General features: G+C 37.6%; 9 protein-coding genes. 3 read left to right on the plus strand and 6 right to left on the minus strand.

From position 1 onward, the window contains the following. The first annotated feature begins 11 nt into the window (after positions 1 to 11). On the plus strand, positions 12 to 1,535 hold the full coding sequence (locus tag FB551_RS08690; protein ID WP_142016787.1) for a peroxidase, FMP-type: 1,524 nt from the start codon (positions 12 to 14) through the stop codon (positions 1,533 to 1,535). A gap of 66 nt (positions 1,536 to 1,601) precedes the next feature. Here the strand turns inward: FB551_RS08690 and FB551_RS08695 are convergent, their stop codons facing one another. The 5 genes from FB551_RS08695 to gndA form a co-directional block, all read right to left on the minus strand. Continuing rightward, positions 1,602 to 2,240 (minus strand): TetR/AcrR family transcriptional regulator, encoded by a 639-nt coding sequence (locus FB551_RS08695; protein WP_047433448.1) that lies wholly within the window; start codon positions 2,238 to 2,240, stop codon positions 1,602 to 1,604. A 709-nt stretch (positions 2,241 to 2,949) separates the two neighbouring features. Then, positions 2,950 to 3,579, minus strand: a complete 630-nt coding sequence (locus tag FB551_RS08700; RefSeq protein ID WP_142016790.1) for a TetR/AcrR family transcriptional regulator — start codon at positions 3,577 to 3,579, stop codon at positions 2,950 to 2,952. Positions 3,580 to 4,264: 685 nt separating this feature from the next. Then, positions 4,265 to 4,975, minus strand: coding sequence for a 6-phosphogluconolactonase (gene pgl / locus FB551_RS08705; RefSeq protein ID WP_142016792.1), 711 nt, complete (start codon positions 4,973 to 4,975; stop codon positions 4,265 to 4,267). 28 nt (positions 4,976 to 5,003) lie between these two features. Continuing rightward, positions 5,004 to 6,485, minus strand: coding sequence for a glucose-6-phosphate dehydrogenase (gene zwf / locus FB551_RS08710; RefSeq protein ID WP_047435794.1), 1,482 nt, complete (start codon positions 6,483 to 6,485; stop codon positions 5,004 to 5,006). A 13-nt stretch (positions 6,486 to 6,498) separates the two neighbouring features. Further along, on the minus strand, positions 6,499 to 7,917 hold the full coding sequence (gene gndA, locus FB551_RS08715) for an NADP-dependent phosphogluconate dehydrogenase (protein ID WP_142016794.1): 1,419 nt from the start codon (positions 7,915 to 7,917) through the stop codon (positions 6,499 to 6,501). Between the two features lie 252 nt (positions 7,918 to 8,169). Here gndA and FB551_RS08720 point away from each other — a divergent pair, with 252 nt between their 5' ends. Continuing rightward, positions 8,170 to 8,529, plus strand: a complete 360-nt coding sequence (locus FB551_RS08720; protein WP_047435795.1) for a hypothetical protein — start codon at positions 8,170 to 8,172, stop codon at positions 8,527 to 8,529. 161 nt (positions 8,530 to 8,690) lie between these two features. Here the strand turns inward: FB551_RS08720 and FB551_RS08725 are convergent, their stop codons facing one another. Then, positions 8,691 to 9,449 (minus strand): response regulator transcription factor, encoded by a 759-nt coding sequence (locus tag FB551_RS08725; RefSeq protein WP_142016796.1) that lies wholly within the window; start codon positions 9,447 to 9,449, stop codon positions 8,691 to 8,693. A 786-nt stretch (positions 9,450 to 10,235) separates the two neighbouring features. Here FB551_RS08725 and FB551_RS08730 point away from each other — a divergent pair. Continuing rightward, complete coding sequence (locus FB551_RS08730) at positions 10,236 to 14,744, plus strand: GEVED domain-containing protein (protein WP_142016798.1); 4,509 nt, start codon at positions 10,236 to 10,238, stop codon at positions 14,742 to 14,744. Positions 14,745 to 14,753: the final 9 nt, after the last annotated feature.

Here is a 14,753-nt window from a genome sequence, read left to right on the forward strand (position 1 = left end):
AACGATATATCATGCTTAAAAGAAAAAAAGAGAGTCCGGAAGCGGGAGGAGAACAGTTATTCCGCAAAATGCCGGGTCAGAATGAAGTTAATCTGGCGCAAGTAATGGACGGATATTCAAAACTTCTTATCGATGATCCGGTAAGACCATTCAGAGAAGACAACCTGCAGGCCATTGAAAATAATGTAGATTATGGAATTCTGGCTGCGCTGGATGGTACATGGGTTAGTTATAATGTTAATTACAATGAAAATGTTGCCAGGCCATCATTAGCAAGCGGAGTACATACTACTATCATGCCTTCACCCGGAACCAATTCAGGAACCATACCGGGGAAATTCGCTTTTGACAGTGAAGAATATATTGAGAAACTGACATTTTCCATCGTTCCGGGAGGAGTACGTAACCGTGGCGGTGCCAGTGAACTTTTCTGCGGGGCAGTTAAATACGAACAGAGCATTAAAAGTGTTAATGCAATACCAGGGCAGGATGCTCTGAAATACACACCCATCCACGAAGAAAACGGAATGTACCTGTGGCTGAGTGACGTCTATAATCATGCAGCGACAAACGAATCTATTAAGAGAGACCGTGGTATTCATGCCGTTTCGACAGAAGATGCCAAGTATGGATATACCGGTGAGTACAGAGATGAGCCTTTGCTAAGGATAACACCAGACGGAGAAGCTAATCCGAAATATGTCCTTCAAAGCCAGCTGCAACCGGGACAGCCTTATTACGAAATCATTCCTGCACAGGAAATAAAGCCTGGAGCAGGGCTTGATGGTCCTTATTTTATTCCGGACTACTCTATCTCCCGAAGCGGTGTTATTCCTCATGGAAGCACTATTACTTTGCTTGGAGATATCGTTCCTCAAAATAAAGATAATACAACGTTCTATTTAATTGAAGGTTCTCCTCAGTTTCCTTATGGTAAAGAGGCGTGGGAGACCAATCATCTTTCAATTTCACGTACCATGGGAAATGCAGGAGTAACTTCGAAAGAAATCATTGACCTTGATAAACCTGCGCCGGATTGGGTTCATGAAACTCTTGATGATAACAATGATCCGGGTTCAAATAAGATTTATACCCAGAGAATATTGGCGGACGATTTATATCCTTATTCTGTACGGCCTGATCTGCGACTGAGAGATACCTTAAGAGGCCAGAAAGTCAGCAATTATGTTCATGTGAAAATGTCTTCCAAAATGAAAACCGGAGCCCAGGGAGGAGTTTTGAATGTTCCTTTTGTAAACCGTTTCGTTCCGACTGTTGAAGTGGATATGGACATGTGGATTGAAACAGTAATTGAAGACGGAAAAGAAATTCTTCAGCTTCAATATGAACAAATCGTATTCTTTGAGTTTGATTTCGGGAACGATGGGGGAACAACAAGCTGGCCTCATATCCAGGTAAATACCCTTCGTAAAATACAGGATATTCCAGAGGACCAGAGGAAGGTAATTGAAGAGCAGTTCTTTAATACCAGTGGAAATGGTGCAGCTTCAGGATGTCCTTATCATAAAGGATAAACTATAATAAATATCAAACAAAAAAGAGGCAATAATCTGCCTCTTTTTTATGCTCTTTATCATAGATTAAAGATTATCGTGGGTCTGTTCTACCATAAAAGATATTGCCTTTTTGATTTTTTCCCGTCCTTCAGGAGTATTGGTATCTATACCACAGAAAAGACTGCCATTCAGAGAAGAAAACATATTCAGGTAGTATAGTCCGGAAACCATAATCGCCATAATAGAACGGTAAATATCCATTTTATCTTTAAAACGGGATTCCATCAATAATTTGAAGATATATTCTCCGTTTTCTTCCTGAGTGTCAATCAGTTTTTTTAATGATTTCCGAGGCTCAGAAATAGTCCACAACAATAGTTTTTGAGCTTCTTTATTGGCGTATACATAATCAAACTGTGAAAGAAGCATATGCTCGATAAATTCTCTACCCCCATCTTCAAGATTCGGTTTCATCTTTTCCACTTCCTCGCTGGTTACTTTTACCCAGAAATCCTGTGTACGAACATATTCGTCCATGAGACCATCCATTCCTCCAAAATAAGTATAGATCATTTTCTTATCTACCCCGGCAGTAGCAGCGATATCATTAATCTTCAACCCTGCATGTCCCTTCGTTTTCAGTATTTTTCCAACGGCATCCAAAAACTTTTTTTTGCTGCGTTCCTTATTTCTAATACTTCCTGATGCTGACTTTCTTTCCATGACTAAACATTCAATATACAAGTTTAAGAAATTTTTTTATCATTTTAGACACCAACTAGTGTCTAATTTAAACTATTTGTATATATTTGCACAAACTAAAACCATTATATATATAAAACACTATCGAAGTTGAAAATTTAAAAACTATTCAGATTGTATCGTTAGTTCCCTCAGTTTAAAATATTTCGAACATCAACGACTGAGGTAAAAACACAACCAACAGCATCATTTTCCATAATGATGCTGTTTTTTATTTACAATTTGATCTGATATTAAATAAAATAACTTTTTCGATAGAAATTTTTGATCAGTTTTTCTTTTGTACTTAAAAGTGCTATTATTTTTAAGACATCCGTTGCTCTATTTTACAGGCTTAACTAAGCAATACCACAAATTAATAGAAATTTTTACACTCAATATGAAAATTAATTCATTGAATTTCAGAATATTAAATAAAATTAAGAAAAATTTTATCATTTTAAACACTTCACAGTGTCTTATTTTATATATTTGTACAAACTAAAACCAACTATATATTTTAAAACACTATTAGGTTGAAAAATAAGACAATCCAAATTGTATTATTGAGTTCCCTTCCTTTAAGACAATTCGAATAAGAAACAACTAAAGAAGTAACACAACTTATAGACAGACCATTAGAACTCTAATGGTTTTGTTTTTTTATGGAATTCAGGTTTCACACAAAAAGCTACAGGTTTTTGTAAGTATGATCCAGCATGAAAGAAACGGCTTTCCTGATATTATCCCGCCCTTTAGGACTGTCAACATCGATCCCGCAGAAAATACTTCCATTAAGAGACGCAAACATATTCAGGTAATAAAGTCCTGAAACCATAATCGCCATAATGGAACGTGCATCTTCAGCATTATCTTTAAAATAGCTGTCCATCAAAAGTTTAAAAATATATTCTCCGTTTTTTTCCTGGGTTTCAGTAAGTCTCTTTAAAGATTTACGGGATTCTGATAACCGCCAGAGAAGTAGTTTTTGTGCTTCTTTACTGGAATAAACATACTCGAACTGAGATAAAAACATATTTTCCATGAAGGATTTTCCTCCATCATCCAAGTGGGACTTTAATTCTTCAGTCTCTATTTTACTCCAATAATCCTGTGACCGGATATACTCATCTATTAAACCGTCTATTCCTCCAAAATAAGAATAAATCATTTTCTTATCCACCCCGGCTGTAGCAGCAATACTATTCACTTTCAAGGCAGTATATCCTTTTGTTCTCAGTATTTTTCCAACTGCATCCAAAAATTTTTTTTTACTGCGTTCTTTGTTCCGGATACTTCCTGCTGCCGACTTTCTTTCCATGGTACACTTTTCAATCATACAAGTTTATGAAATTTTTTTCATTTTAGACACTTTTTAGTGTCTAAATTTATATATTTGCATCAACTAATAACCATTTTTACTTAAACAGACAATCTGAGTTGTGAGGTTGAGAGAGATTAGATTGCACCGTTAGTTCCCTCAGTATCAATAGTACTGAGGTAAAACATTACAGCGGCAGCATCATTACACAAATTAATGATGCTGCTTTTATTAATGACAATATTTTTAAGAGGTTACGCCATCTTATTTCAGTTTTTGACTGGTTTTAATCTACTTTTATAAATTTTCACTTTCATAGAACGCCTTATAATAAAGGGTTTTCGTTAGATTTCAAATGACTGATAAAATAATTTTCATTTTTTTTAAATTTTAGACACTTCGCAGTGTCTTATTTTGTATATTTGCTCCAAACTAATAACCATTTTATATAGAAACACAATGTAATTTGGAAAAATTAAAAGTTTCGAACAAAAAGCAACTAAGGTAAAAACACTAAATGCAGCAGCGTCATAAATTCTCTAATGATGCTGTTTTCATTTAGTATGACTTATTTTTATTTTACTCTGCAGAAAATTGTATATACCGGGAATTCGGTATGAGAATAGTTGATATGAAGAGAGACTGTCCCCGGACAGTCTCTTATTTTTTTAATATTGAAAATCTATTAACCTCTGGCTTTTTCGTCTGTAAAAAACTGAAATCCGTCCTTCTTCTCAATAAGTTGCATTGGATATAGTGAAGGGTTATATTCACCATTCAAAACTTCGTTCAGCGCATGCTTTTTGGATTCACCAAATGCAATAGCCAGAATATTATCTGCATTATTGATGATAGGTGCTGTTAATGTGATTCTGAACATTTCCTGAGACTTAAGATAATAGGCAGACACCCATTTTTCCTTTTCATTTAAAACTTCTTCCCCTGGAAATAATGAGGCTGTATGACCGTCATCTCCCATTCCCAGCAGGATAAAATCAAAAATACCATCATCACCCAGAACAGTTCTGATCTGCTGTTCATATGCTTTTGCATAATCTTCAGGAGTTACTCCTTCAGCATACATAGGAAAGATATGGTTTTGATCTACCGGAACCTGATGAAGAAGCGCCTCATCCGTCATTCGGAAGTTGCTTTTATCATCGTTTAAAGGAACCCATCTTTCATCTACCCAAAAAAAGTAGACTTTATTCCATTCTATCTGTTCTTTATATTCCGGTGTTGCCAGTAATTTGAAAATGGCTTTAGGAGAAGAACCTCCACTTAACGCCACCACAAAACGGTCATTTTTCTGAATAGATTTTTTTGAAAGGTCAACAAATACATCTGCTGCCTTTTTGTACAGTTTTTCCAGATCGTCAAATACTGTAATATTCATTTTTTTGTCTGTTTAAATTTATATTGTTTTATACCCAGCTATGGCCTTGTCTTTCCACCAAAGCATTAACGTCTTCCGGTCCCCAGCTTCCTGCTTTATAATTCGGGAAAGATAAATCTTTATTGTTTTCCCAGGCTTCCTGGATCGTTGTGACAACATCCCAGGCTTCTTCCACCTGATCGGAACGCATAAATAAAGTAAGATCTCCTAAAAGAGCATCCTGTAACAAGGTTTCATAAGCTTCCGGAGTATCTTCTTTACAGGCAAAATTATCAAAAATCATTTCTGCAGGTTTCAGATCCAGTGTCAGTCCCGGTTTTTTGGTCATGAACTGTAGTCTGATATCCATCATGGGCTGAATATTAATAATAAGTCTGTTAGCTGATAAATGATGCGGACTGTCTGAGAACGTTGAATGAGGAAGCGGTTTAAACTGGATGGTAATGTAAGAGTGCTTTTCTTTCATTTTCTTTCCGGTACGGACATAGAAAGGAACATCCTGCCATCTTTCGTTATCCAGATAAAACTTGATCGCTGCAAAAGTCTCTGTATTGGAATCCGAAGCAATTCCGTCTTCCTGACGGTAGCCTTTCACTTCCACTCCATTTATGATTCCTTTGGCATACTGGCCTCTTACCGCATAATGATCAACCTGATCGGAAGATATTCTCCGGATTGATTTCAGCACATCAACCTTCCGGTCTCTGATTTCGCCGGACTGCAATGAAGCAGGTGGCTCCATGGCCACCATACACAGGATCTGCAACAGGTGGTTCTGAATCATATCCCTTAACGCGCCAGTCTGTTCATAAAACGCTCCTCTTGTCTCGACCCCAACTTCTTCTGCTACTGTAATCTGTACAGATTCTATGTATTTATGATCCCATAACGGTTCAAAAATTGAATTTCCGAATCTGAATGCCAATATATTCTGCACCGTTTCTTTTCCAAGATAGTGGTCGATACGATAGATCTGCTCTTCTTCAAAAGTCTTTGCCAAGAGGCTGTTCAATTCAATCGCTGACTGTTTGTTATGCCCAAAAGGTTTCTCAATAATGATACGGTCCTTTTTCGGATCAGAAGCTAATGAGGTTGTCTTGATATGATTGGATATCGTAGAAATAAAATTAGGTCCTATGGACAAGTAGAACAATCTGTTTGCTCTCATCCCATACACGGAATCAAATTCCTGCAATTTCTGCTGCAGCTTCTCATAAGAACTTTCCTCATCCAGCTGATGCTGAAAGTAAGTAATATGAGCCTGGAAACCTGCCCAGTCTTCCGAAGTCACTTTTTTTCTGGAGAAACTCTCGAGATTTTCTTTGATATAATTTCTAAAATTCTCGTTGGTATTTTCTGCCCTTCCCAATGCTACAATATTAAAGCCTTTGGGCATTCTGCCATCGATATATAAGTTATAAAATGCCGGAAAAAGTTTTCTTTTTGCCAGATCTCCTGTAGCACCAAAGATAACGATAGTTGTTGGCTGCAAGATTCTATTTTGATTCATTTCTTCCGAATTTTTAATTGTTTGCACTTTGCCAAGATGTATGAAAAACACCTTCTCTGTCAATACGCTGATACGTATGAGCTCCAAAATAATCACGCTGAGCCTGGATCAGGTTTACAGGAAGAGATTCTGTAGTGTAGGCATCAAAATATCCCAAAGCCGTTTGGATTCCTAAGCTTGATATTCCGTTGACAGCAGCATATCCCGCTGTTTTTCTTAACGCTTTGATTTTTGATTTTACCAGTTCAGAAATATCGTGATCAAGAAGAATATTAGAAAGATTAGGATTCTGGATATAAGCTGAATAGAATTTTTCCAGCAGTACGGAACGGATAATACATCCTCCTCTCCAGATTTTCACAACATCTTTAAGAGGAATTTCAAAACCATATTCTTCAGATGCTTTTACCAGTAAAGATAAACCTTGTGCATAGCTGATCAGTGTAGAAAGGAAAAGAGCATCGCCTACTTCCTTAATGAATAATTCTGTATTTTCCGGCTTTACAATTTCGCTTTCAGCATATATTTTTGAAGCCTGAACTCTTTCGTTTTTATAGGCAGACAAAATTCTTGAAGTTACCGCAATATCAATCGTAGGAATAGAAACTCCGATTTCCATAGCTTGTTCGGAAGTCCATTTCCCTGTTCCTTTTGCTCCTGCTTTATCTAAAATCTGATCCACAAGATAGCCCTCTGTTAATGAATCTTTTTGGGTGAAGATATCTCTGGTAATTTCAATAAGGAATGAGTTCATTTCACCATTATTCCATTCCTTGAAAACCTGATAGAGCTGCTCATTACTTAGCCCTGCTCCTCTTTTAAGAAGGTCATAGGCTTCACTGATCAGCTGCATAATAGCATATTCAATACCGTTATGTACCATTTTCACATAGTTTCCGGCAGATCCTTTTCCCATGTATGCTGTACAGGCTTCATTATCTACTTTTGCAGCAATGGCTTCCAGCATTGGTTTCAGAAGTTTGAATGCTTCCGGATCACCTCCCGGCATTATACTGGGTCCTGTTCGGGCTCCTTTTTCACCTCCTGACACTCCCATTCCCATAAAATGCAGTTTTTTGGATGCCAGGTCAGCAACACGTCTGTTGGTATCTTCGAAATAAGAATTTCCTGCATCAATCACGATATCACCTTCACTCAGGAGTGGGGTAATATTTTCCAGCACAGCATCTACAGGTTTTCCTGCAGGAACCATAAGAATAATTTTTCTTGGAACCTCCAGCGCAGATACAAAATCTTCTAAAGAGCCTGTACCTTTCACCTTCATTTCTGAAGCAGCTCCGCCTTCTAATTCTTTCACTTTTTCCTGATCAAGGTCAAATCCTGCGATTGAAAACCCGTTGTCAGCAATATTATAAAGCAGATTCCGCCCCATTACTCCAAGGCCAACCATTCCATAACTATATCTTTCCATTATATCGGTATTAATATGAATTTTGTTATACAGACAATAAAATTACGGAAATGCCTAGTATGAAAAAAATAAAAGGAAATAAAAAGTTGAGAGCACTTTTGTTTTTCCCTCATTTATAATCCCCTAATATTCACATTTTCACATGATTTTGTGTTTACAGAATAAAATTCAATCATTAATATGGGAATGATCTATGAAAACAGTCTGTTTTTTGGCATAATTAAACTTATATTTGCCAAAATTTATAAAGTAATGAACTATAAACTTGAACTCAACACTCAGGAGCCTAATTCTAAAATCGTTTTTAATAATATCATATTTGATTCGTTCAAGATTAATATAGTTGAAAGATATATCGGGTCAATGAAGGCTCGTCCTACCTTATGTGAGGTTTTATTTAAAGTAAGAACTTTAGATAATGTCATTATCAACAGAAAAGATGGTCATATAAGAGTAAAGGTAAAGGGAGATGATTTTGAAACATATCAAAAATTATCCAGAGACCTGAATTCTTACGAATACAAAAACAAACTGATTAACAGAAAAGACGTAGAACAGAATTATGTTCATTTCATCCTGAGTTTAGTAATTACAAATTATCAGCTTAACTAAGCTGTTCCGACCATTCTCCTTCTATCATTTGGAGAAGGAGAACGGTCAGAAAACAATACACAGAGAGCAGCCGGTTTTTAAAATAAAAACGGTAAGTGATACTGAGCATTCTATTTTAATTCTCAGCGATTTTGAGCTGGAAATATTTAAAAAAGTATAGTTTAAATCAAATTATTCGTTATTACGTAGGATATTGCTTCGATGATATTTTTCACTCCGATTCTTTCAAACAATTTGCTTCTGTGAAACTTTATTGTACTTGGAGACACAAACAACTGCTCTGCGATTTCTTCTATTTTTAATCCCTGAAGGTAAAGCCGAAGTATTTCAATTTCTCTCAATTTCAGGGCAACTTTAGATTCTTCCGTCCATTTTCCCGTGGAGAGATTATATTTCCAATAGGTTTCTGAGGCATTGGAAACGATCCTGATATTTCCTGCAGACCGGTTGAGGGAATAAGAGGCTACGCAGACTATTTTGGAGATTTCTCCGTCATCATACAGTTCTATGGGTGTAATCTTATGATTGACCAGTACATCTATGCTATTGGTATATTTTAGATGGAAATCATAGGTAATGGTGTGTACTTTTTTCTCTTCAGGTGAAAGACATTCAAAAAACTGGAATCCATAAGTACTTACTTTCTTTAAAATTTCAAGATCTTCCTTCTTGGTATATTTACGAAAAAAGTTATAACCCATTTTTTCAACTTCAGCAGAACTTAAGCCGGAGAAAAGAAGAGGATTCTCAGAAATAAACTCTAATTTCTTTGTTTTAAGATCAGCGATATAAATACAGCCCAGACTGGTTTCCGAGACTGCTTTAAGCACATTTAAATATCTGTCGGATGCGTTCTTTTTTCCAGAAACTGATATGCCTGACGCATTCCTGGTATACAATGAATTTATTTTATCACTCATATTTTTGACATGATAACAAGGGTTTCAAAACTATTTTTATTTGGCTACTTTCTGCAAACATATTCATAATTATGCTAAATAAAAAATCTGTTAAAACTTAAGTATAACTAAAATTAAAACTACAAAGCATTTATTTTAATATCAAAAAAATCTACACTTTGTTATTTTATTAAATTTTTACTATTTCTAAAAAAGCACTTTACGTCTTATACTGGTGCATAAGCGGGTTAAAAGATGTAAAAACAAAAAAAAGATCAGAAAAAAGCATGCATTTTTACGGTGACTTTTTTACATTGGCCTTTCTAAAAGCATTTTACACGGAACATTCCCCACTTAATTCATTAATATTTGATTTAAAACTATACAAAAGTATAGTCATATTAAGTTTATATTAAATTATTTTTACCCAAACCATAATAATAAAAAACTAAACTAAGAAAACTATGAAAAAATGAGAGAAATCTAAAAACATTCAACCCATAACTACTTGTGCAGCAAAGTGAGTGATTTTTATTAAAAAATATCAAACAGTCGCTTACCCTGTAACTGCAATTATTCCCACTTACTTAGACCCTACTATTTTTCTGTTTATCCATTGCTCACCTTTTATATAAAGAGGTGATGTGGAAATGCAGTGATATGTTTTAACCACTTATTGTCTTTATAATTGACAAACAGAGGATTGGCTAATAGATTTCTGAAACAGATCTATAGAATGATTCCGCGTTTCCTTCTAAAAAACAGTAAGTGAATTGAATAACAGACTTTAACTTAAAATGAAACTATATGAGAAAAATTCTACCCATTATCTTATTTCTAATGACTTTTTCACATGCCCGGGGACAAACCTGCGCGGCTGTTCCGGTGCCATTTGCAGAGTCATTCGGTACTGGTGCCTTACCGGCTTGCTGGACCAGTCAGAATCCTTCTTCAACCTCTACAAATGCCAATGTAAAGTGGAAATTTTCCGGATCTGCCGGATATGGAGCCACGGGAAACGGAGGAAAACCGGCTGGAACTTTTGCATGGGTTGACGCCTCTTCCCCATATGCAGGTGAACACACTGTGGAACTTATAAGTCCTCAGATCAACTTAGCGGGATTAACAAATCCTTATATCAAATTCGAATGGTTTAAAGATCATCTGACCGGACTCAACGGTACAGTACCTGCCGCCGATCATAATCAGCTGAAACTTGCGGTAAATAACGGTTCGGGCTGGGTACAAGTCTGGTCGAGTGACACCAATGCTCCTGAATGGAGAACTGTTGGTGTTTCTTTGGCGGCAAGTTATGTGGGAACAACCATTCAGTTAAAATTTACAGTGGATAAAGATGCAGCAGGAAATGGAAATTTCTATGATGATGTCTTATTGGATGAAGTTCAGGTAATACAGGCTCCTACCTGTTTTGAACCTGTCACTTTACCTGCTTCCAATATAGCCCCTGCTTCTGCAACATTGAACTGGACAGCTCCGCTTGCTCCGGCACCGGCACCAGCCAATGGTTATGAATATTTCTACAGTATAAACAATACTCCTCCTGCTGCCGCAACATCAGGCACACCCAATCCCGGAACGAGCGTTAATATCAGCTCCCTTACTTCCGGAGCTACTTATTACTGGTGGATAAGGTCTGTTTGTTCAGCAACGGACAAATCACCATGGGTTGCAGGCGCTCCTTTCACTCCCGGGCAGATTGGAGGTGGTACAGCTACTCATGCTTTTCTACCTGTGTATTCCTGTTCAGGATTTAATTATTCCCAGCAGATTTATATGGCTTCAGAGATTGGGGCGGCTGTCGGAACAAATAATTATATAACCGCTATAAGGTTTTTTGTTTCCACCACTGCAGCTACCCAGGCTAATTATAACCAATGGGTAGTATCTATGGGAAACACGTCACAAGTAGATTTTCCAACCACCTCAAGCTGGATACCTTCCACTTCTTTAACACAGGTATATTCCGGTACTTTGCCAACAATGACAGCGGGCACATGGGTTGAAATTCCTCTAAGTACTCCATTCTTATGGGACGGCGTCAGCAATGTGGTGATAAGTGTTGACGAGAATTCAACAGGAACATCATGTACCGCCAACTGGGGAAGTTATTCTGCGGGAAATAACCGTGGAATGATTTATTACAATTCAACGACCAATCCGGACCCGGCAAATCTTCCTGCTGCAACAAGCAGATATGCTGTATTACCAAGGGTACAATTAACAGGAACCACATTACCAAACTGTACCAATACACCTCCAGCCAATATTGCAGTAAATAATATTACAGCCACCTCAGCCAATGTTACCTGGACTGCAACAGCCAATGCCACCTATGTCGTAAGATACAGAATCCCTCCTTCTCTTACATGGCAAACAATCAATGTAACAACTCCTTTTACCAATAGTGTAACGCTTACCTCCTTAACTGAGCAGACTCAATATGAGGTAGAGATTGCAACCATTTGCGGAACCCAGGGAATATTTTCTGCTCCTGTTGGTTTTACAACTCCTGCGCTGACTTATTGTAATGCTGCAACAGCTACCGTGACGAATGGCTATATCAACAATATTACGATGATGGCTACCAATGTTCCTTTAACAAGTAATACTTCCGGGCCAACAACGTATACAGATTATTCTACAGATCCTGCAAAGACAATTACACTTCTGAGAAATTCAGTTAACAATACACTGTCTGTAGGAAGATCAATTATATCAGGAACCTATTCTACCAATGCGTGGATAGATTTTAACGGAGATGGTATTTTTGATAATAATCCGGCAACAAGCCCTGGTGGGGAAAGAATCATGAATCTGGGCTATTCAAATACAACGCCTGTTACGGCTGCTTTTGATGTTCCAGCCAATGCCTACGTGGGAACAAGTAAAGTAAAAATGCGCGTCATCGTATATTCTCTCACTCCACCTAATGCTTGCGGACCTTTAACCAGCAATGGAGAAGTGGAGGATTATTATGTGAAGTTTATAGATTTACAGCCTTGTACTACTGCCGCTCCCGCTACTATTGCGGTGAATAACCTTACGCATAATTCTGCCTATGTATCATGGATGCCTGCTTCCAATGCTACTTATATTATCAGATGGAGACAGGGAAATACAGGGGCATGGCTTCCAGCTGCAACAGGCCAGACACTTCCGGCAGGACAAAGCTTTTATACCATAACGGGACTTGCCGAGCAGACCGGATATCAGGTACAGATTGCAACTCTCTGTAATGGAAATCAGGGGGTATTTTCTCCAAGTGTAAGTTTTACAACTCCGCCTTTAACGTATTGCAACATGACCGGAACGGGAACAAACGATTATATTTCAAACGTAAAAGTTACCCCTGTCAATTTCCCGGTAATGGACAATACTTCTGTTCAGACAAATTACATCAGTTATACATCTGCTGCTACACTTATTAATCTTGAAATAGGTTCTCAGGGAAATCAGCTGTCAGTTTCCAAAGGCTGGGAAGGAACTCAGTATGCTGATGCTGTAAATGCATGGATCGATTGGGACAGAAATGGAATTTTTACAGATGCTGAAAAAATAATGACTTCTGCAGCAAGTACAACAACTCCTGTAACCAACACTTTTGATGTTCCTGCAACAGGTGTTTATACAGGACCTTTAACAACAACTATGAGAGTGGTCATGAAACGAACCAGTGCTCCTGTAATGTGCGCAGATGCAGCCAACGGTGAAGTGGAAGATTATGCAGTAAGATTAAGACCATGTAATAATGCAACACCGGGAAATCCTGTATTCACCAATATCACCCATAATTCTGTGAATATCAGCTGGACAGCGGCGGCAAACAGTAATGCTTTTGTTTTAGAATACAGACCTGTTACAGTACCTGTTTCTGCATGGACCACTTTAAACCTGTCTGTTTTAGGAGGAAATCCGCCCGTAACAATCAATGCTTTAACTCCTGCCACGACTTATGAAGTAAGAATTGCAGCAGTTTGCGGCAGTACGGGAACTGGAGTGTACACTCCGATTAAAACATTTACAACGAGATGTGATCCTACTCCACCATTTGTAACGATAAGTAATGTAACATCAAGCTCAGCCGTGATCACCTGGAATCCGGTTGTTCCAAGTGCTTCTTATATTTTAAGATGGAGAGAAGTAGGCACTGGCCCATGGAACACGCCAACGATCCCTCAACCACCGGCAAATTCATATACCATTCCAAACCTTGATTCATTCAAAACATATGAAGTACAGGTGGCCAATATCTGTAATGGAGAGTTAACACCCAATCCGTGGTCTAATCCAAAAGTATTTACTACGGAAAGAATATGTGAAATTCCTCCCCCGGGGCTTATGATCACTCAGATTATGCCAACAACGGCAGAAGTTGTGTGGGATCCTTTTCCCGGAGCCACTTATCTGTTAAAATACAGAAAAGTAGGAATTCCAAGCTGGACCGATGTTGTGGTTTCTACGAACACTTATACTATCACAGGATTGCTGGAACTCACCAAATACGAAATGCAGGTATCCAATATCTGTAATGGAGTACCTGGAAATTTTACAAAACTATATTATTTTACAACTCCTACCGTCATCTACTGCCCGATGTCAGCGGCCAATTCTACAACTGAATTTATTTCAAAGGTAACCGTGAAACCTAATGGCAATAAGGAAATGATTAATGAATCTCTTGCATCAACCTATTCAAATTTTACGGGAAATCCTTTAAAGTTTATTGAATTGATTCAGGGATCAAAGGGCAATCAGATTACGATTGATAAGACTTTAAGTTCAGGAACTAACGCCGGCGTTGCAGTCTGGATCGACTTCAACAGAAACGGAGAATTTGACATCAATGAAAGAATTCTGGCAGACGGCCCCAATGGAAGCCCAACAGCAAGTAGCACTTTCTCGGTTCCTGACCATGCCTTCATAAGCATGACAGATTATAAATATGTAGTCATGAGAGTCGCTTTACAAAAGGATGGTATTCCTGTGAACTGTACCAATTTCAAAGATGGTGAAGTAGAAGATTATACGGTCAGAATTTCTAAACAACCTGTACCGAACTCTCTTAACCAAGCAGATATCCACATTTACCCCAATCCTGTCAGCTCAGTATTGCATGTAAAAAATATCAGTACAAAAGCTCAATATAAAATTTACAGCGCTGCGGGAAGATTGATATCGAATGGAATCATCCTGAACAATGCAATTGATGTGAGCAATCTTATCCACGGAATGTATATGATAGAGATAGAAGATGGAGGTATAACTGTTCAGAAGAAATTTATAAAAGAATCATAACCTTTTTTA

This window comes from Chryseobacterium aquifrigidense, from assembly GCF_006716485.1.
Classification (GTDB): domain Bacteria; phylum Bacteroidota; class Bacteroidia; order Flavobacteriales; family Weeksellaceae; genus Chryseobacterium; species Chryseobacterium vietnamense.